Annotated in this window: 18 protein-coding genes; 7 read left to right on the forward strand and 11 right to left on the reverse strand. The window is 33.1% G+C overall.

Going from position 1 to position 19,624, the window contains the following annotated elements:
* Positions 1-8: 8 nt before the first annotated feature.
* From DMA14_RS12410 to DMA14_RS12420, 3 genes are all read left to right on the forward strand, one after another.
* Positions 9-533 (forward strand): hypothetical protein, encoded by a 525-nt coding sequence (locus DMA14_RS12410; RefSeq protein WP_111424956.1) that lies wholly within the window; start codon positions 9-11, stop codon positions 531-533.
* A 47-nt stretch (positions 534-580) separates the two neighbouring features.
* Entirely contained in the window at positions 581-1,051 is a 471-nt protein-coding gene (locus DMA14_RS12415; RefSeq protein ID WP_111424957.1) for a nuclear transport factor 2 family protein, read from the forward strand.
* Between the two features lie 111 nt (positions 1,052-1,162).
* Positions 1,163-2,905 carry an APC family permease gene (locus DMA14_RS12420; protein WP_111424958.1) on the forward strand — a complete coding sequence of 581 codons (1,743 nt, stop codon included), beginning with the start codon at positions 1,163-1,165 and terminating at the stop codon, positions 2,903-2,905.
* A gap of 352 nt (positions 2,906-3,257) precedes the next feature.
* Here DMA14_RS12420 and DMA14_RS12425 read toward each other — a convergent pair whose 3' ends face one another.
* Positions 3,258-4,745 carry an aminotransferase class V-fold PLP-dependent enzyme gene (locus tag DMA14_RS12425; RefSeq protein ID WP_111424959.1) on the reverse strand — a complete coding sequence of 496 codons (1,488 nt, stop codon included), beginning with the start codon at positions 4,743-4,745 and terminating at the stop codon, positions 3,258-3,260.
* A gap of 184 nt (positions 4,746-4,929) precedes the next feature.
* Between DMA14_RS12425 and msrA the strand changes: the two genes are divergently transcribed.
* Entirely contained in the window at positions 4,930-5,463 is a 534-nt protein-coding gene (gene msrA, locus DMA14_RS12430; RefSeq protein ID WP_111424960.1) for a peptide-methionine (S)-S-oxide reductase MsrA, read from the forward strand.
* A gap of 176 nt (positions 5,464-5,639) precedes the next feature.
* Positions 5,640-7,208, forward strand: coding sequence for a protein adenylyltransferase SelO (locus DMA14_RS12435; protein WP_111424961.1), 1,569 nt, complete (start codon positions 5,640-5,642; stop codon positions 7,206-7,208).
* A 72-nt stretch (positions 7,209-7,280) separates the two neighbouring features.
* On the opposite strand, the gene DMA14_RS12440 is transcribed toward DMA14_RS12435, so the two are convergent.
* Both DMA14_RS12440 and DMA14_RS12445 read right to left on the reverse strand, forming a co-directional pair.
* Positions 7,281-8,249, reverse strand: a complete 969-nt coding sequence (locus tag DMA14_RS12440) for a YpdA family putative bacillithiol disulfide reductase (RefSeq protein WP_111424962.1) — start codon at positions 8,247-8,249, stop codon at positions 7,281-7,283.
* Position 8,250: 1 nt separating this feature from the next.
* A complete protein-coding gene (locus DMA14_RS12445; protein ID WP_111424963.1) occupies positions 8,251-8,724 on the reverse strand; it encodes a CYTH domain-containing protein in 474 nt (157 codons plus the stop codon).
* 318 nt (positions 8,725-9,042) lie between these two features.
* Between DMA14_RS12445 and DMA14_RS12450 the strand changes: the two genes are divergently transcribed.
* Positions 9,043-9,831, forward strand: a complete 789-nt coding sequence (locus DMA14_RS12450; protein WP_238989967.1) for an OmpA family protein — start codon at positions 9,043-9,045, stop codon at positions 9,829-9,831.
* A 16-nt stretch (positions 9,832-9,847) separates the two neighbouring features.
* A complete protein-coding gene (locus DMA14_RS12455; RefSeq protein WP_111424965.1) occupies positions 9,848-10,393 on the forward strand; it encodes a hypothetical protein in 546 nt (181 codons plus the stop codon).
* Positions 10,394-10,523: 130 nt separating this feature from the next.
* Here the strand turns inward: DMA14_RS12455 and DMA14_RS12460 are convergent, their stop codons facing one another.
* From DMA14_RS12460 to menD, 8 genes are all read right to left on the reverse strand, one after another.
* Positions 10,524-11,561 (reverse strand): o-succinylbenzoate synthase, encoded by a 1,038-nt coding sequence (locus DMA14_RS12460; RefSeq protein ID WP_111424966.1) that lies wholly within the window; start codon positions 11,559-11,561, stop codon positions 10,524-10,526.
* Between the two features lie 77 nt (positions 11,562-11,638).
* Positions 11,639-12,877: a tetratricopeptide repeat protein gene (locus tag DMA14_RS12465; RefSeq protein ID WP_111424967.1), complete on the reverse strand. Its 1,239-nt coding sequence runs from the start codon at positions 12,875-12,877 to the stop codon at positions 11,639-11,641.
* Between the two features lie 160 nt (positions 12,878-13,037).
* Positions 13,038-13,715, reverse strand: coding sequence for a metal-dependent hydrolase (locus DMA14_RS12470; RefSeq protein WP_111424968.1), 678 nt, complete (start codon positions 13,713-13,715; stop codon positions 13,038-13,040).
* 30 nt (positions 13,716-13,745) lie between these two features.
* Positions 13,746-14,708: a 1,4-dihydroxy-2-naphthoate polyprenyltransferase gene (locus DMA14_RS12475; protein WP_111424969.1), complete on the reverse strand. Its 963-nt coding sequence runs from the start codon at positions 14,706-14,708 to the stop codon at positions 13,746-13,748.
* 85 nt (positions 14,709-14,793) lie between these two features.
* The gene (locus DMA14_RS12480) at positions 14,794-15,627 is read right to left on the reverse strand and encodes a 1,4-dihydroxy-2-naphthoyl-CoA synthase (protein ID WP_012024845.1); all 834 of its coding nucleotides are present in this window, start codon (positions 15,625-15,627) and stop codon (positions 14,794-14,796) included.
* Positions 15,628-16,437: 810 nt separating this feature from the next.
* Entirely contained in the window at positions 16,438-17,292 is an 855-nt protein-coding gene (locus DMA14_RS12485) for a CvfB family protein (RefSeq protein ID WP_111424970.1), read from the reverse strand.
* Positions 17,293-17,465: 173 nt separating this feature from the next.
* Positions 17,466-17,807, reverse strand: coding sequence for a DUF2853 family protein (locus tag DMA14_RS12490; protein ID WP_111424971.1), 342 nt, complete (start codon positions 17,805-17,807; stop codon positions 17,466-17,468).
* A 91-nt stretch (positions 17,808-17,898) separates the two neighbouring features.
* A complete protein-coding gene (gene menD / locus DMA14_RS12495; protein WP_111424972.1) occupies positions 17,899-19,560 on the reverse strand; it encodes a 2-succinyl-5-enolpyruvyl-6-hydroxy-3-cyclohexene-1-carboxylic-acid synthase in 1,662 nt (553 codons plus the stop codon).
* Between the last annotated feature and the right edge of the window lie 64 nt (positions 19,561-19,624).

Consider the following 19,624-nt stretch of genomic DNA (forward strand, 5'->3'; position numbering starts at 1 on the left):
CGATACTTATGAATTTTAAACTACCGCTTCTTCTTTTGCTATTTGTTTCAACATTTGCTTCAGCACAGCAAACTATCAGTGTAAAAGGGTCTGCACCCTATCCCGCAACACAAGAATATACTTTCATCTGCGACAAATATGCTTACTCTGGTGAAATTAATGTTCAAATAGCTAAAACGGAAAAAGGAGGTATTTTAAAACTAACTGTTTCTACTGCAAATGACAAAGCAAAAATTGCCGGTGGTGTTTATGTCGATTTGACAAATGCTGATGTAATTGCATGTACAGACAAAAATGTAAAGGAATCTTCAGATGGAAAAACAACTGCTTACTATTATTTCACTCCTGCAGAATGGCTAAAGCTTAAAAAAACTGATATTTATGCTGTTAGATTTATAATTGCTGGCGGACCAGATATTTCAGGAAATCTAACAGGTCATTTTACAGCTTATAGTAAAGTGAAATATTTCTCAACAGCATTTGATAAATCTAAAAAAACATTTGATACAGCTAAAGAAATTAGTGTTTTATAGTGATTTTTTAATATAATAAATCTTATATTTAACATAAATATTTTTTTATGAACTCAAATGAAGCCTTGATTACAAAATTTTATACCGCTTTCGCGAATGCTGACGCCAAAACAATGAGCGAATGCTATCATCCGAAAGTTCATTTTATTGATCCTGCTTTTGGTTTATTGAAAGAAGAAGAGGTTTCTAAAATGTGGGAAATGCTGCTTTTAAAAAGTAAAGGCAATTTAAAAATTGAATTTTCAAATGTAATAGCAGACGATTCTACCGGTTCAGCAAATTGGATAGCTACTTACAATTTTAGCAAAACAAACAGAAAGGTTATCAATAAAATTTCAGCCGAATTCATATTCCAAGATGGATTAATTATCAAGCATACCGATAATTTCGATGTCTGGAAATGGTCTAAACAAGCTTTTGGCCTTACTGGTTATTTACTTGGTTGGACTGGATTTTTCCAGAAAAAAGTACAATCCCAAGCCTTATCTGCTCTGAAACAGTTTCAGAATGCTATATAAATCTGAATAGCATTAGTCTGTATCTGATTTAGTTTAATATCTGCCTTGATCGCACGATTATAATTATTTTGTTACTTATTATTTTACTAAAAGTGTTAACTCAAAATACTGATGAAAGAAATCGTACACAAAAAATTAAATCAATTACAGGCAACTTCAATTTGCGGAAATGATATTAGTTCTTCTTGCCTTTATGTTTCAGCTTTAACTATTTTGTATGCAGGGCAATATGCTTGGATCTCACTTCTGATTGTCGCTGTTGTATTATTTCTTTTTAGAAAAATTTATGCAGAAGTTGTCGGAGCAATTCCTTTAAATGGTGGTGCTTACAATGTTTTACTAAATACTTCAACAAAACGTTTGGCATCTGTTGCCGCAACATTAACCGTTTTGTCATACATGGCAACCGCCGTAATTTCGGCTTCAGAGGGAATGCATTATCTACATGGAATTTTTGAAGGACTTAATGTTACCATAGCGACAGTAGTTGTTCTTGTTTTATTTACAGGATTGGCTATTTTAGGAATCGGAGAATCTGCATTTGTTGCCGTTATTATTTTCATGACACATATTGGAACTTTGACTTTGTTGGTCCTGGCATCAGCTTGGTTTGTTTTGTCACATGGTTTAGATACTTTTCATATCAATTGGCAGACACCAATTGCTTCGGGAAGCATTAAAACTGCCCTTTTTCTTGGGTTTTCTGCTGCAATGTTAGGAATTTCAGGTTTCGAAAGTTCAGCCAACTTCGTTGAAGAACAGGAACAAGGTGTTTTTCCTAAAACACTTCGTAACATGTGGGGAATTGTAAGTTTCTTCAATCCTGTAATTGCAATTTTATTAATTAGCGTAATTCCGTTAACAGAAGTTGGGGAGAATAAAGAATCACTTCTCGCGCATTTAGGAGATACCACAGGAGGAGCTTGGCTAGCTTGGCTTATTTCTATAGATGCAGTTATGGTACTTTGTGGAGCCGTTCTAACTTCATTTGTTGGTGTTTCCGGGCTTCTAAACAGAATGACATTAGATAGAATTTTGCCAAATTATTTCCTAAAACAGAATAAAAGAGGCTCTCATTATCGAATCGTCATAAGTTTCTTGATTCTATGTTTATCAGTCCTTTTTGCTACAAATGGACATTTAGAATCTCTAGCAGGAGTTTATACTTTTTCTTTCTTGGCTGTTATGGCACTTTTCGGAATCGGAAACTTGCTTTTAAAATACAAAAGAAGAAAACTTCCTAGACCAGAACGTGCCAGAGGTATTGCTGTCGTTACTGCCGTATTCTTTGTTATTGCAGCATTTTTAGGAAACATGTCCTTAAATATCAATTCGTTTTATACATTTTTGCAGTACATGATTCCTGCATTAATCTTTATCGGAATTATGCTGAATCGTGTTACTTTGATACGATTGTTAATAGAAGCTCTAGAATATTTTTATCAGCCATTACGTAAAATGGTTATTCTCAGCAATCGTTACTTAGAAAGTTTAAGTTCAAAAATCAATTCTCAAGAGTTCGTTTTCTTTACAAAAGGAGACGACATTACAATTTTGAATAAAGTTTTGCAATATGTAGAAGACAACGAAACTACTAAGAAACTTAAAATTGTTCATGTAAAAAAAGACACTGTAGATAACGAAGCACTTAAAAAAGATTTAGAAGTTTTGGATCGTGCTTATGACAATCTAGACATTGAATTTATAGAAATTGAAGGCGTATTTGGTCCAGAAATTATTGACGAACTTTCCGAAAAATGGAAAATTCCAAAGAACTTCATGTTTATTGGTTCTCCTGGAAATAAATTTTCATATCGAGTTGCCGATCTTGGCGGTGTACGATTGATTATGTAATTTTTTAAAAGCAGAAGAATTGGTGTTTTCAAGAAACCTTGTCCCGCTATCCGCTTCAATTCTTTTGTGGTGAACCCCACCACAAAAGGATTTCCACTTCTATCGGGGCTAAATTAGAAGTTTCATTTTCATAAGAACATAAAACCGAATACTATAAAAACAAACCCGACAGGTTTTCAAAGCCTGTCGGGTCTAATATGTTCAGTTTATCTTTGTCAAGATTTTAAGCTTTGAAAAAATCTTTAAAAGCTAGCTTTGCGATTTTGATAGCAACCAGATGTTCAGCTCAAAAAAAACTTCAAAAACTCTGCGAAAATCCTTTGCGAACTCTGCGTTAAAAAACGACCAAAAGTTAAGACTTAAACCAGCTTTCTACCAATTCATCTTCAAAAGAATTCGCATCTTTATGAATAAACTCATTTCGATTCTTTTCATAAGAATAATCTAAAGCCCAAGTTTTATGATTTGCGGCCAATTCTTTTATACTATTACATACAAAAGCAATTTCTTCATCAGTTGTCGTTGGGTGAATTGACATTCTAATCCATCCCGGTTTTTTGATTAAGTCGCCAATTGTAATCTCATTAACCAATTTATTAGAAGTTTCCTGATCAACATGTAATAAATAATGACCATAAGTTCCTGCACAGCTGCATCCTCCTCTAGTCTGAATGCCAAAACGATCATTTAAGATTTTAACACCTAAATTAAAATGAAGATCATCAATAAAAAACGAAATTACGCCAAGACGTTCTTTATGCTGTCCAGCTAAAATTTTAATATTCGAAATCGGTTCCAATTCAGAGAAAACATAATCAACAATTTCATGCTCACGCTCCATAATGTTTTCAATCCCCATTTCCTCTTTTAGCTCAATTGCCAGTGCCGTCTTGATAACTTGAAGAAAACCTGGAGTTCCTCCATCTTCACGATCCTCGATATTATCAATATATTTATGTTCTCCCCACGGATTTGTCCAGCTTACAGTTCCTCCACCTGGACAATCAGGAATCATATTTTTGTATAATTTCTTGTTGAAAATCAAAACTCCAGAAGTTCCAGGACCTCCTAAGAATTTATGAGGTGACATAAAAACAGCGTCCAAATAAGCTTCTGGATCTGCAGGATGCATGTCAATCTCAACATAAGGCCCAGAACAAGCAAAATCAACAAAACAAACACCATTATATTGATGCATTAATTTTGCAGCTTCATGAAAAGGAGTTCTTAAACCCGTAACATTCGAACATGCAGTAATAGAAGCAATTTTGATAGTTCTATCTTTATATTTTTCCAATAAAGTCTCAAGGTTTTCTAAATTAAAAAGACCTTTTTCACAAGATGGAATAATCTCAACATCTGCAATAGTTTCTAGCCAAGAAGTTTGATTAGAATGGTGCTCCATGTGCGAAATAAAAACAATAGGCTTTTTCTCGGCTGGAACAGTTGTAAAGCTCTTTAAGTTTTCAGGAATTTTCAATCCCAAAATACGCTGGAATTTATTGATAACTCCCGTCATTCCAGTGCCATCTGTAATTAAAACATCGTCATTATTAGCATTTGCATGACGTTTAATAATATGTCTTGCATGATGGTATGCTTTTGTCATAGCTGTACCAGATACAGTAGTTTCAGTATGAGTATTGGCTACAAAAGGGCCAAATGCATTTAGAAGTTTTTCTTCAATCGGACGATATAACCTTCCGCTGGCAGTCCAATCTGTGTAAATTATTGATTTTCTGCCATAAGGCGAAGTAAATTCTTGATTTATACCGACAATATTCTTTCTAAATTCCTGAAAATAAGTTTCCAGTGTCATGGTACTATTTTTGCTATTCATTAGTTGTGCCTTGTGTTTGACTGCAAATATATATAGTTTTTTTATAAAATTGCGAATTTATCAATAGCAAACTTCAAACACTACATTACCGTTTAGTATTTTTAGTTAAAAGAACTTTTTTTTAATAAATTATCATAATATCCTATCGAATTAATAGGCATTAAATTTAAAGAAAGTATTATTTATGGGAAATTTATCTGTAGCTACCTTTGGTGGCGGATGTTTTTGGTGTATCGAAGCTGTAATTCAGCGTTTAAAAGGTATAGAATCAATAAAATCGGGTTATTCAGACGGATTTATAAAGAATCCTGCTTATCGTGAAGTTTGTACAGGGAGAACCGGACATGCAGAAGTAATTCAAGTGACTTTTAACCCTGACATAATTTCATATCATGACTTAATTTTCATATTCATGACAAGTCATGATCCAACAACTTTAAATCGTCAAGGTGGCGATAGCGGAACTCAATATCGTTCTATAATTTTATATCACGATGACGTTCAAAAAGAAATTGTCGAAAAAGTTTTTGAAGAAGTGCAACCTGCTTATGCAGATCCAATTGTAACGCAATTAAAACCTTTTGAAGTTTTTTATGAAGCCGAAGATTATCATCAAAACTATTATAATGAGAATCAAGAAGCTGGATATTGTCAAGTGGTAATTGATCCTAAAATTCAAAAACTTAAAAAGATGTATGCCGACATGCTAATTGGCTAATTTTAAGTTTACCACAGATTATGAGATTGAAAAGATTTTATTTATTCTCTATTTGCCACGAATTCTCACGAATGTTATTCTAACTAAACCTAAAATTAGTGGAAATTTGTGTAATTCGTGGCAAACAAAAAAATCCTTTTAATCTATATAATCTGTGGCAAAAGAAAATCAACAAAATGAAAAATTTAAAAATAAATAATCGATTTACTGCCGAACTACCAGCAGATCCAGATTTGACAAATGAAATTCGTCAGGTTAAAAATACGCTGTTTTCATACGTAAATCCGACAAAACCCTCAAACCCAAAATTAATTCACGCTTCTGAGGAAGTGGCTGAATTAGTTGGAATTTCTAAAGACGAAATTCAATCAGAAGAATTCTTGAATGTTTTTTCTGGAAAAGATATTCTTCCAGAAACAAAACCGTTTGCTATGTGCTATGCGGGACATCAATTCGGAAATTGGGCTGGACAATTGGGCGATGGTCGTGCAATCAATTTGACAGAGGTTGAAAACAATAATCAGTTTTATACATTACAGTTAAAAGGAGCAGGAAAAACTCCATATTCTAGAACTGCAGATGGTTTGGCTGTTTTGCGTTCTTCAATAAGAGAATATTTATGTGCAGAGGCGATGAATCATTTGGGTGTTCCCACTACTCGATCGCTTTCGTTTGCTCTCTCAGGAGATCAGGTTTTAAGGGATGTTTTGTACAACGGAAATCCAGCTTATGAAAAAGGCGCCATAGTTTGTCGTGTTGCTCCGTCGTTTATTCGTTTTGGAAGCTATGAAATGCTTACAGCGAGAAATGAGTTAAAAAACTTGAAGCAATTTGTAGAATTTACAATTAAGCACTATTTTCCAGAAATTACTGGTGAGCCAAAAGAACAATATTTACAGTTCTTCCAAAAGGTTGCTGATACAACCCGTGAAATGATCTTGCATTGGCAACGTGTTGGATTTGTGCATGGTGTAATGAATACCGATAATATGTCTATTCATGGAATCACGATTGATTATGGTCCGTATGGATGGCTAGAAAATTACGATCCAGATTGGACTCCAAATACAACAGACAGTCAAAACAGAAGATACCGTTTCGGAAATCAGCCTCAAGTAGCACAATGGAATTTGTTTCAATTGGCAAATGCACTTTATCCATTAATCAATGAAGCAGCGCCTTTAGAAAAAATATTAGACACGTTTATAACTGATTTTGAAAGTAACTACAAAACAATGTTTTTAAGTAAATTAGGAATATTTACTTCAAGTGAAACTGACGATAAAATAATCAAAGGTTTAGAAGAAATTTTGCAGTTATCAGAAACCGATATGACCATCTTTTTTAGAAATCTTAGTAAAATTAAAAAAGATGATTCTGTAGAACAAGCATTCGAAAAAATAGAATATGCATTTTATATTCCAGAAGAAATAAGAGAAAATATTCTAGATGCTTGGCAAAAGTGGTTTACTGTTTATTTGAAAAGATTAAACGCTGAAGAACTTTCGGACAATGAGCGTTCAGAAAAAATGAATGAAATTAATCCGAAGTATGTACTGCGAAATTATATGGCACAATTGGCTATTGATGCCGCAGATAAAGAGGATTATTCTTTGGTTGATGAATTGTTTCAGCTTCTGAAAAATCCGTATGACGAGCAACCAGAATCTGAAAAATGGTTTGCAAAACGTCCAGATTGGGCAAGAACGAAAGTTGGCTGTTCAATGCTTTCTTGTAGTTCTTAATTTTTTTGCCACAGATTAAAAAGATTTCAATGATTAATCCTTTTGAATCCTTTAATCTGTGGCAAACTTTTTTTATTTAGCGCTAATATAATCCATAATTAGATTAGCGTGAATTCTTGAATTTTCAATAAACCATTTATGAGTCTGCATTCCGCCACAAACTACTCCGGCAAGAAATAAACCTTCTACATTAGTTTCCATCGTTTCTGGATTGTAAACAGGGATTTTCAGTTCGTCATTAGAAAGCTGGATTCCCATTTTTTCCAGAAAATTCAAATCGGGTTTATAGCCAGTCAATGCCAAAACAAAATCATTTTCAATTGTAATTTTACCATTTGGAGTTAGAATCTCTACTTCATCTTCCTTAATTTCGGTAATATTTGATTCAAAGTAAGCTTTAATACTTCCTTCAGCAATACGATTTTCAATATCTGGTTTAACCCAATATTTTACACGATTATTAATTTCGTTTTTACGAATTACCATAGTCACCTCTGCTCCTTTTCTCCAGCACTCCAGCGCGGCATCTACAGAAGAATTATTAGCACCTACAACCAAAACCTTTCTAAAAGCGTATTCGTGTGCTTCTTTATAATAATGACGGACTTTTGGAAGGTTTTCGCCTGAAACATTCATTTCAATTGGAATATCATAGAAACCAGTTGCGATTATAACATTCTTCGATTCGTAGTTTTGTTTATTAGTTGCAATTTTAAAAATGCCTTGGTTTTTCTGTACATCAAGTACTTTCTCGAATAAATTAATATTAAATTTGAAATAGCGGTGAATATTTCGATAATATTCCAAAGCTTCCTGACGTCCTGGTTTTGGTGCTAAGCAGTTAAACGGAATCTCACCTATTTCTAATCTTTCTGCGGTAGAGAAAAAAGTCATATAAAGCGGATAATTAAAAATACTATTAACGATCGCTCCCTTTTCTATAATTACATATTTTAATTTTTTCTTTTCGGCTTCTATTGCACACGCAAGTCCAATTGGTCCTCCACCGACAATAATAAGGTCATATATTGATTCTGTCATTTTATTTTTGCCAGTCTTTATAAGGATTCTTGCTTAAATAAGCATTATAATATCTTTCATCGTTTGTTACTTCTTCTCCGAGCCATTCTGGTTTTTCAAAAACTTCATCTTCCGAATTTAACTCGATTTCAGCCATTACTAAGCCTTCATTTTCGCCATAAAATTCATCAACTTCATAAATATGCTCACCAAATTGTATTTCATAACGAGTTTTTTCAATTTTCCCTTTTTCGCATAGTTTTAGTAATTCCTGAGCTTCTTCAAGCGGAATTTCATTTTCCCATTCAAAGCGAGACATACCGCCACTATGGCTTATCCCTTTTATAGTTATAAAGCCTTTATGCCCTTTAATCCTTACCCTTACAGTACGTTCAGGAGCAGAACTCAAATAGCCTTGAGCAATTTTATTCTGGGTAAAAGCTTGATTCTTGTATGCGTCAGATTTTACAAGAAACTTTCTTTCTATTTCAACCATCTTAATTCTAGATTATTTTTTATGCAAGTTACTCATTTTAACTAAGCCTTGTAGTTTATAAAAAATGAAAATTAAGTTAATTTCTTTTATTTCATCACAAATTAGAAACATCAAAACAACTGATAATTAACACGTTAATATGATTATTTTGATTAAATTTGATAGAATCTTAATCCGTCACCTATGTCTAAAAAAGCACTTTACTTGTTAGGCATTGCAATAACTATAATTTTGGGTGCTTTTTTTTACTCAAAATTTTGTTGCAACTGCTGTGAAAAAACTACAACGGATACTACTCTCAAGACAGCCTCTTCTTCTATGGTAGAGACTGGTTTTGTTCCGTTTGTCTTAAATGGTCCTGGAATTAATTATCGTACAAACGATAATCTCAAATTTCTTAAAAACAGCGCAAAATTAATTATGCCTATTGAAGATTCTGTAACGACTGGTATCGAAAACTTAAAGATGCTCTTAGAAACAAATCCAAAACAGAAAATTACAATTACAGGTTATGCACTATCTGATGAAACAAACAATACAACTTTTGATAATTTGGGTCTAGCAAGGGCAAATGATATTAAAAACTTTTTTGCATCAAAGGGAATACTAGAAAATCAGCTTAATACAAAAGGTGTAATTTTAGATAAATGGAAAATGAATGCTGATACTCTTCTTGGACCTGCTGACTATAAATTTGAGGCAATTGACTCTACTTCTACAGCAAATTCAACAGCAAATGATGAATGGAGCATTTTGAAATCTAAAATAAATGCAGATCCATTAATTCTCCATTTCAATACAAATAAATCTAGCGAGAAATTAAGTGTTACCGAAAAACAAAAAGTTACTGATATTGCTAAATATGCAGAGAATGTAAAAGATGCTGTGATTGTGGTAATCGGACATTCTGACAATGTTGGAAATCGTGACTCAAACATTGTTTTAGCACAAAAAAGAGCCGATTTTTCAAAGGATTATCTTTCTAAAAACGGAATTGATAATACAAGAATTGAAACGCAATCTAAAGGACCTGACGAACCTATTGGCGATAACAATACGGCGGAAGGAAAGGCTGCAAATAGAAGAACTGTAATTACCATTAAATAATTAAAAATATACGATCATGAATATACCTTGTGTCTTAATACCTATTCTAGTGGGTTTAATCTGTGGAATCTTAGGTTATTTACTAGGAAAAATGAATTCAAAAAATGACGATTCACTTTCTGCTTCACTTCAAGCTGATTTAGATGCGTGTAAAGCCAATACAAAAAATTTGAATGCAAGAATCACGACTCTAGAAGCTGATCTAGCGGCAAAAGCAAAATCTTCAGTCCAATCATTTGCGGCTACTGCTCCAGTAACAATTCCTTTTGATGCTGCTTTGGCAGCCAATGTGCTAGGAAAAAAAATAAAAGAAAATGATCTGAAAATTGTAGAAGGAATAGGCCCAAAAATAGAAGCTTTATTTAACGCCGCAGGAATCAATACGTGGTACGATCTTTCACAAGCTTCTACAGAAAAACTACAGTCAATTTTAGATGCAGGAGGAGAAAACTATGCGATGCACAATCCAAGTACTTGGGCTAGACAAGCGTTAATGGCTTATCAAGGAAAATGGAAAGAGTTAAAAGATTGGCAAGACAGTCTTTTGGGCGGAAAAGAGTAAAAGAAGGTTCAAAGGTGCATAGTTGCAAAGGAACAAAAGTTTTTCAATCTCTGTTTAGATGAACTCACAAAAAAGACGTAAAGTTCTTATACTTTACGCCTTTTTTTATTTTATCAGTTTAAATGTTTTCTTAAAAAAAATCTGATTGCCATTGTAATGTAGAATTGTGCCAAAGTTTCCCATTTTTAACTTCGAGAGGACAATCTATATTATTAGTATATAATGCTCCTGTTCCTAAACCTTGTGGCATGTTTGAATTTAATGTAAATGCCCATTGCGCAATGGCATTTAGTCCGATATTACTCTCCAATGCAGAAGTGATCCACCAGCCAATATTATATTTTTCAGCTAACGTAATCCATTCTTGAGTACCACGGAAACCACCAATAAAACTTGGTTTTAAAATGATGTATTGAGGCTTAATTTCCTGAAGTAATTTTTCTTTTTCTTCTAATGAAAATACACCTATTAGCTCTTCGTCTAATGCTATTGGAAACGGTGTTTGTTTGCACAATTCAGCCATTTCAGCAATTTGTCCTTTTCTAATCGGTTGTTCAATGCTATGAAGCTGAAATTGATTTAATTGATTCAGTTTATCTAAAGCCTCTATTGAAGGAAAAGCACCATTCGCATCTACTCTAATTTCTATTTGTTCTTCAGAAAAATGGCTTCTGATAAATTGCAGTAATTCTAATTCTTTAGCAAAATCAATAGCTCCAATTTTAAGTTTTATACAGCTAAAACCGTCAGCTAATTTTTCTTCAATCTGCTGTTTCATAAAGGCTGATTCGCCCATCCAAACTAATCCATTTATGGCAATTGAACTTGAATTATTGGTAAAATTGGATGGAAATAAAAGATATGGATTTTCGCTTCTAAGAGATAAAAAAGCCATTTCTATTCCGAATTGTATAGAAGGAAATTCTAATAAGGCATTCCAAAGAGCTGTTTCGCCTAAGTGAATATTGTCACAAACCCATTTTAGTTTTTCTTCGTAATCTGGACGGTCGTCTGCACTTAGACCACGAAGTATACCACACTCTCCTATTCCTTTTTTGCCGTTTTCTTCTAAGATTATAAACCAAGTTTCTTTCTCGGTCATAATTCCTCTAGAAGTTCCAGAAGGACGTTTAAATTCTAGTAAATATTTTTGATAAGATGCGTTCATTTTTTTAAAGTGCTAAGACACTAAATAAGCTTCTAAGCCTAAAAAAGACTCGAAAAAATACTTTATATCTAAGAGGCTTAATTGTATAACTTTAAGATTTTTTCAAAATCTTTTGAAGGTAAACCTGCTTTTTCAAAAGCTTGAAAATCAAGTTTTGTTTTTGCAATCCAACTTAAGCTGTCCGTTACATTCTGAGTCTGATATTTTTTGTAAATCGCTTTTGCAGCACTGTAATCATCGCTTACTAAATAAGTGTGTGCTAAATTTAATTTGACTACTAATTCTGTGTCATCCAACTTTTCACCTTCTTGAAGCACTTTTAATGCTTTTGCATATTGTTTGGTCAAAATATAGCAATATCCTAACGAACCGTAATCTAAAGCAGTTGCTTTACCTTCATTTACAATTGTATTTAATTTCGGAATTGCTTCGTTATACTTTTGAGCTTTAATTAAAGAAGCAACTTGTATTCTTAAATCGTTGAATACATTTTTAGAAATATCAGCATCTTTGTAACAGCTGTTTCCAAAATCTTTATAGACTTTAGTTTTTTCCACCGCCAATAATTTCTGAAACTCATCATAACGATATTGCTTCATAATCTTATTTAATATGCAAACACAAAAATCATCTGAATTGGCCATTTTTTGTGCTATTGTAGACGTTTTACACAGACTTATGATTTCGTTTTTGTTGTCCTGATTCCAACCGCGGTTTAATTTTGTATCTACCCACGGCACTACTTCTAAAACTACTTTTTGGCTTAAGATCCAGTTTTTGCTTTCAAAACCAAACCAGATTGTACTGATATTTTCCTTTAGACAAGATGATTTATTTACAGATAAGCGTTTAGCATCTTTGCTGACAGGTTCTGCTTGAGAATAACAAGCTTTATCAATTTTACCATCTTCAACATACTTTTTCGCATTTTCATTAGAAGTAAAAATCGAGTACGTACATTCGTCATCGCCTGAAATTTTTGACATCAAGAAAACAGCGCCCGCAGAACCTTGACTAACGCCTGTCGGATCTGGAATTGCTTTTAATAAGGAAACCAAACTATTGGCCATTTCCTGATTTTTATCTAAAAGTGTGATTCTATATACAATTTCTGTAGTTCCAACCGGTAAATCTTCAGTTGGTATAGAAATTCTATCACGTGCAGGAACCATAATTTCTTTGGTTGTTGCACGTTCTTTATCCCAATAACCATCTTTTTGTGCAAAAGCATTATAGGAAGTTGCGATAAATAGTAATAAAAGGATTTGTTTGAAAGTTGTATTTTGTAATGATGCTTTAATTGCCACTGATTTCACAGATTAAAATGATTTTTACTTTAAAAAACTTTAATTCAATTAACATAGATTATGCCAAATAACTTTCTTATGGAATTGAGTGCCCTAGCCCCGATAGCAGCGATATCCTTTTGTGGCGGGGTTCGCCACAAAAGATATAGCGGATAGCGGGATTGGCTTCTTATAATTCAATCGAATCTCCGATTGGTAAAAGCATTAAATCTTTTCCTTTATCGAAGAATTTACGAATTGCTTCTTCATGATTGATTTCGATATAACCAAAAGTGTCATAGTGATAACCTAAAACTTTATCGCATTCTACAAAATCTGAAGCAATAATAGCGTCTTCAACATCCATTGTAAAGTTGTTTCCGATTGGAAGAATCACTAAATCTAGTTTTGTTCGAAGCGGAATCAATTTCATATCGTATGTCAACGCAGTATCGCCAGCAATGTAGATATTTTTATGCTCACCTTCGATTACAAAACCTCCAGGATTTCCTCCGTAAGAACCATCAGGAAAACTGCTTGAGTGAATTGCATTTACGTATTTTACTTTCCCAAAATCAAATTTCCAGCTTCCGCCGTGATTCATTGGGTGCGAATTGAATCCTTTTTTTGCGTAGTAACTTGCAATTTCCGCGTTAGAAACAATAACTGCATTGGTGTTTTTAGCAATCGCTTCAACGTCCAAGACGTGATCAGCGTGTGCATGCGTCAGTAAAATATAATCAGCTTTTATTGTGCTAAGATTGATTGATGCTGCTTGTGGGTTTCCGGTAATAAATGGATCCACAATAATGTATTTTCCTCCTACTTCAATTCCTAATGAAGCGTGTCCGTAGTATGTAATTTTCATTTTGTTACCTTTTTAAATTAAACATGTTATTTATCTTCCCCCTAAAAAGAGATTTACAATAATGTCCGAAATCAATGAGATCATACAAACTGTAAGTAATATAGAAAGCAAAAATGTGCTTAATGCCAGTTTTTTCAATTCTGGGTCCAATAATTTTGGATCTTGGTTCTTGTAAACCGTGATCAAATGTTTTGTCAACGGAATATAAGCCAATAAAAATAAGTATTGATCAAAGTTATAATCGCTTAAAATAGCAAAAATAACCACCAAAATCATTGCCGTAATAATCAAGAAAAAGTGATAATTTTTAGCCTTTTGAGCTCCAATCTGTACCACAATCGTATTCTTTCCAGATTTTTTATCAGATTCTTGATCTCGCATATTGTTTAGGTTTAAAACTCCAACACTCAACAATCCGATTGCTACTGCTGGAAGAATTAAAAGCGGATCTACTTCTTTTGCGTATAAAAAGTTTACTCCCAAAGTACTTACTAATCCGAAAAAAATGAAAACGAATAAATCTCCCAATCCTCTATAGCCGTAAGCTGAATTACCTACAGTGTATTTAATTGCAGCCACAATAGCCGCAATCCCTAACAACAGGAAAAAAATTGAATACCCAAAATTGTCTTTTCCGAAAGCAAAATAAATTAATATGATAGCAGACAATAAAGTCAAAAAAGAAGTAATAATAATAGCTTTTTTCATTGCTTGAGGCGTAATAACGCCACTCTGAATAGCACGCTGAGGACCAACTCGATCTGCGTTATCCGTACCTTTTACACCGTCACCATAATCATTCGCAAAATTGGATAAAACTTGTAATCCTAACGTTGTCAATAGAGCAAAACCAAAAACTTTCCAACTGAATACTTCTGTTGGAGTATTAATAGTTTCTGTTGGATTTGACAAAGCATAAATACTTCCAACTATAATTCCAGAAACTGATAAAGGTAATGTGCGCAATCTTGCGGCTTCAATCCAATGTTTCATTATTTGTTTTGTTTGTTTAGTTTCAGGTTTCAAGTTTCAGGTTCCTATCTTGAAACCTGAAACTTGAAACTATTTTATAACTTATTTATGGTAACCACTTATTTTCACCAAAGTTTGGTTTTCTTTTTTCTAAGAAAGCATTTCTTCCTTCTTTAGCTTCTTCAGTCATGTAAGCTAAACGAGTTGCTTCACCGGCAAAAACCTGTTGTCCAACCATTCCGTCATCTGTCAGGTTCATTGCAAATTTTAGCATTTTTATAGAAGTTGGTGATTTCTGAAGGATTTCCTGAGCCCATTCGTAAGCTGTAGCTTCAAGTTCGTCGTGCGGAATTACAGCATTTACCATTCCCATCTCAAAAGCTTCTTGAGCAGAATAATTTCTACCTAAAAAGAAGATTTCACGAGCTTTTTTCTGTCCCACCATTTTAGCCAAATATGCTGATCCGTAACCGCCATCGAAACTTGTTACGTCTGCATCAGTTTGTTTGAAAATAGCATGTTCTTTACTTGCAAGAGTCATATCGCATACAACATGCAAACTGTGTCCGCCACCTACAGCCCAGCCTGGAACAACAGCAATAACAACTTTTGGCATAAAACGAATTAAACGCTGTACTTCTAAAATATTCAAACGGTGCTGTCCATCATCTCCAACATATCCTTGATGTCCGCGTGCATTTTGGTCTCCACCACTGCAAAAAGAGTAAACTCCATCCTTTGTTGAAGGTCCTTCGGCAGAAAGTAAAACAACTCCAATTGAAGTATCTTCCTGTGCATCGTAAAAAGCTTGGTATAATTCTGAAGTAGTTTTAGGACGGAATGCATTTCTAACATTTGGTCTGTTAAACGCTATTCTCGCTACTCCATTGCATTTTTTATAAGTTATATCTTCAAATTCTCTGGCTGTAATCCAATCCATTTTGATTTTTTGTTTTAATAATTATACGGTAAAAATAAAGCATTTTTACTATTTTACCTACTCAATCCGTCTTAAGTCTTTACTAAATTGACACGCAATGTTAACAATTGGTATTTACTTACAAAAAATAACATTTTTTAACATTAGTTTAGAAAATTAATAATTAATTTTACAACCTAGAAATCAATAAGATACAAAATATTTTAAAGATTTCGGATTGATTTTCTTTCACTGATTTATTAACCTAAAAAATGATTTTTTTGAGAAAATTTAAAAAATTTGTCGCTCATTTTTTTAGGGTTTTCACGAACAAACCTCAATTAAAAGAGCAAATGATTTATGTGTTTGTCGAAACTTCAAAAAGAAAAAAGTAACACCTAAGGTTAAATGTTAGAATTGTATCTATAATTAGTATAGAAATGATAACGAAAAGAGGAAAAAGTACTAATTCGCACTTTCTAAAAGTTATTTTATAAAACCAATGGATGAGCCGTGAAATTCTTTTTTTGCTTTTGAGATAGGTACATCAAATCATTTAAAAGACATACCCATCAATGGAATAATTTCTAAAATTCGTAAAGCTATTGTTCTGAGATGGACTCGAATTATTTTATTTCTGTTTTTTTTTAATTACAATTTTTTTTAAAACTGAATAAAAAGCGAAAGGCTGCTTGTAATGAGCAGCCTTTTGTATTACCATTATTTTGCTTTCGCACAATAAATTCCAAAAAATAAAAATTCCAAATTCCAATGTTTTTCGTTAAATCAGTCTTGGAATTTGGAATTTAAAATATTGGGATTTTTAGCTTTTTATTCTTTTACAAGATAAATTCCGTCTTCTTTTATTTCAATCAGTTTTTCTTTGTACAAAGCACCAATTGCTTTCTTAAATGATTTCTTACTCATTTTCAAAACTGTTTTAATGTCTTCAGGATGAGAATTATCATTCAATCTAAGAAAGCCTCTACTAGCTCTTAGCTCACTTAATATTTTTTCTGCATTTGGCTCTATACTCTCAAAACCTTGTGCCTGAAGCGCTACATCAATTTTATTATCTGGACGAATGCTTTTGATATAACCGCGCATTCTGTCTCCTGTTCTTATTGCGTCATCATAAACTTCATCTTTATACAGAAGACCTTTGTGACGTTCGTTGATAATTACGTTAATTCCCATATCGGTAATATGAGAAACAATTAAATCTACTTCTTCACCTTTTTCAACTGTCAAATTATCATTGCTCAAAAACTGATTAGTTTTACTTGAAGCAACTAAACGATTAGTTTGTTTATCCATGTATAAATAAACCAAGTAGCGTTTTCCTTTTTCCATTGGACGAGCCTGCTCTTTGAAAGGAACAAGGATATCTTTTTCCATTCCCCAATCCATGAAAGCGCCTACATTATTGATGTAGTTCACTCTCAAAAGAGCAAATTCATTCAGTAAAATGTACGGAACCAAAGTCGTAGCAACTGGTCGCTGCTCGTGGTCTAAATAAACAAAAACGATTAATTCTTCGCCAATTTCAAAAACTTTTGGCACATATTTATTTGGAAGCAAAACGTCGTGAACACCTTCTGGATCATTTTCTGGATCTCCTAAAAACAAACCAACTTTGGTATCACGTAATATAGTTAGCGTATTGTATTTTCCTATTTCTAGCATTTTTATAAGTTTCTAAGCAGTCGAACTGCTAAGTTTCTGAGGCGCAAAGGTACGAAGTTTGACACCGTACAAAGAAATTAATTTTAACAAAACTTAATTTGCACGTAAAAAACAGAAAATCCCTTTATAAACAGATGTTATAAAGGGATTTTGAATCTTTTATAAATTGGAGATTATTTGAAGATGCTCTCTTTTTTAAAGTGTACAGTCAGTAAATAATATACTACTGCTCTGTATTTGTGCTTATTAGATTTTCCATACTTTTCTAATACAGCGTGAATTGCTCCGAACAATTCTGGACTATCTTTTAAGCCAAGCTTTTTAACTAAAAAGTTGTTTTTTACTGTTTCTAATTCAGATTCTTGAGATCCTGCCACAACAGATGCATCGTCATTATATATGGAAGGACCACAACCAATTGTAACTTTAGTCAACAAATCCATGTTTGGAGTTACTCCACATTTTTCCTTCAAATCTGAAGCGTACTTTTTAATTAATTCTTCTCTCTTGCTCATAAACTATATAATTAATTGGTGAATAATACACCAAAGTTATAGCTAAAGCAAGAAGTAAACAATAATTTTAACAAATATTTTCTTTCAAATTTTAGTACAAGTATTTGAAATACTGTTTCAGAATCTGATCATTCTCAAATGTAGGTGTAAAGACTTCCAAAATTGCTGGAGCTTCATCCGAACTATATAATGATTGTATTCCGTTTTCTAAAGAATCATTGTCTTTTGCAGTATAATAATCAAAACTATACATCTTAGCCAAATGCTCGGCTGTAAGATGATGAGAGGTTTCAAAATAAGTATTGAAAACGGGTTTTTCCTGATGTCCTGGCAAAATTCTAAAAATTCCTCCTCCTCCATTATTAATCAAAATAATTTTGAAGTTTTTAGGAATATAAGAATTCCATAAAGCATTGCTGTCGTATAGAAAGCTTATATCGCCAGTGACAAAAACGGTTTGTTTTTCGTTTCCAACTGCCGCACCAATTGCCGTAGAAGTACTCCCATCGATACCGCTTGTTCCGCGATTACAGAAAACTTCAATTGTATTATCAATATCAATAAGTTGTGCATAACGAATAGCAGAACTATTACTAATTTGCAACATACTGTTTTTAGGCAATGATCCGATTACTTTTTCGAAAACTTTGAAGTCTGAAAATCCTATTTTGCTTAAATATTCTTTTCTTCTCTCTAATCTTGTTTGATAAACAGTATCTACATTATTAAAATAATTACTTTTTACAAAAGAAGTTTTTGAAAGCAGGTCTTTAAAGAAATCATTCGGCTTCATTTCAAAATGTTTTGTCAATGCTCCAAATGTATCATAAGCACGTAAAGTATCAATATGCCAATGCTGTTCTGGTTTGTATTTTCGTAAAAATCCTTTAATTCTTTTTGAGACAACCATTCCTCCAAAAGTTATTAAAACAACCGGGTTAAACTTCTTAAAATCAAAATCATCAAAAGGAGTAATTAAAGTATCTATTGAATTAATAAAACTAGGATGATGAAGATTTGAAGTTGTTTCTGTAAGCACTACCACTGAAGGATCTGAAGCTAAATTTTCTATAACTTCTTTATCAATTGCATTTGCTTCGTTAACTCCAACTAAGATTAATTTTCGCTTGGCAGTATTCCAAACAGAAACTACTTCTTCACTATTTTCTATTGTTAAAGGAAAAACTTCTGGCTCTGGATTTGTAATTATGGGCTGTACAGAAAGCTCTTCTGTTGTTTCGTATAAAGGTTCTTCAAAAGGTGCATTAATATGAACTGGACCTTTTTTAAGAATAGCCGTTTCAATTGCCAAATTGATTTTTAAGTCATTCTCTTCAGATGCTTCTTCGGTCAAATTTGCATTGAAAACAGAATGATTAGAGAAAACATTTTCCTGACGAATAGTTTGTCCATCACCAATATCAATTTTACTCTGTGGACGGTCAGCAGAAATTACAATTAAAGGGATTTGGCTGTAAAACGCTTCCGCGAAAGCAGGGTAATAATTTAACAAAGCTGATCCTGAAGTACAGACTATCGCTGTTGGCTGTTTGGTTTGCTGAGCAATTCCCAAAGCAAAAAAAGCGGCACAACGCTCATCTGCAATGCTATAACAGGTGAAGTTTGGATTTTGAGCAAATCCGATGGTTAACGGTGCATTTCTAGATCCTGGAGAAATTATAATATTGACAATGCCTTTGGCAGATAAAATTTCGATAATGCTTTGTGCAAGCGCTATTTTGGGGTAAATCATTCTGGTCGTGTATTACTTTTTTCGAAGAAAGTCTTTCGCTTGATTTTTCTTCATCTTGCTTACA

The sequence above is a fragment of the Flavobacterium sharifuzzamanii genome (assembly GCF_003254585.1).
GTDB lineage: Bacteria > Bacteroidota > Bacteroidia > Flavobacteriales > Flavobacteriaceae > Flavobacterium > Flavobacterium sharifuzzamanii.

Coding starts and splice junctions, on each gene's coding strand:
- DMA14_RS12475 (WP_111424969.1), bottom strand. CDS start 14,708: ATGAAACATTGGATTGAAGCCGCAAGATTGCGCACATTACCTTTATCA.
- DMA14_RS12485 (WP_111424970.1), bottom strand. CDS start 17,292: ATGCTAGAAATAGGAAAATACAATACGCTAACTATATTACGTGATACC.
- DMA14_RS12420 (WP_111424958.1), top strand. CDS start 1,163: ATGAAAGAAATCGTACACAAAAAATTAAATCAATTACAGGCAACTTCA.
- DMA14_RS12460 (WP_111424966.1), bottom strand. CDS start 11,561: ATGAACGCATCTTATCAAAAATATTTACTAGAATTTAAACGTCCTTCT.
- DMA14_RS12490 (WP_111424971.1), bottom strand. CDS start 17,807: ATGAGCAAGAGAGAAGAATTAATTAAAAAGTACGCTTCAGATTTGAAG.
- DMA14_RS12445 (WP_111424963.1), bottom strand. CDS start 8,724: ATGGTTGAAATAGAAAGAAAGTTTCTTGTAAAATCTGACGCATACAAG.
- DMA14_RS12440 (WP_111424962.1), bottom strand. CDS start 8,249: ATGACAGAATCAATATATGACCTTATTATTGTCGGTGGAGGACCAATT.
- DMA14_RS12415 (WP_111424957.1), top strand. CDS start 581: ATGAACTCAAATGAAGCCTTGATTACAAAATTTTATACCGCTTTCGCG.
- DMA14_RS12470 (WP_111424968.1), bottom strand. CDS start 13,715: ATGAAAATTACATACTACGGACACGCTTCATTAGGAATTGAAGTAGGA.
- DMA14_RS12435 (WP_111424961.1), top strand. CDS start 5,640: ATGAAAAATTTAAAAATAAATAATCGATTTACTGCCGAACTACCAGCA.
- DMA14_RS12425 (WP_111424959.1), bottom strand. CDS start 4,745: ATGAATAGCAAAAATAGTACCATGACACTGGAAACTTATTTTCAGGAA.
- menD (WP_111424972.1), bottom strand. CDS start 19,560: ATGATTTACCCCAAAATAGCGCTTGCACAAAGCATTATCGAAATTTTA.
- msrA (WP_111424960.1), top strand. CDS start 4,930: ATGGGAAATTTATCTGTAGCTACCTTTGGTGGCGGATGTTTTTGGTGT.
- DMA14_RS12480 (WP_012024845.1), bottom strand. CDS start 15,627: ATGGATTGGATTACAGCCAGAGAATTTGAAGATATAACTTATAAAAAA.
- DMA14_RS12410 (WP_111424956.1), top strand. CDS start 9: ATGAATTTTAAACTACCGCTTCTTCTTTTGCTATTTGTTTCAACATTT.
- DMA14_RS12455 (WP_111424965.1), top strand. CDS start 9,848: ATGAATATACCTTGTGTCTTAATACCTATTCTAGTGGGTTTAATCTGT.
- DMA14_RS12450 (WP_238989967.1), top strand. CDS start 9,043: ATGGTAGAGACTGGTTTTGTTCCGTTTGTCTTAAATGGTCCTGGAATT.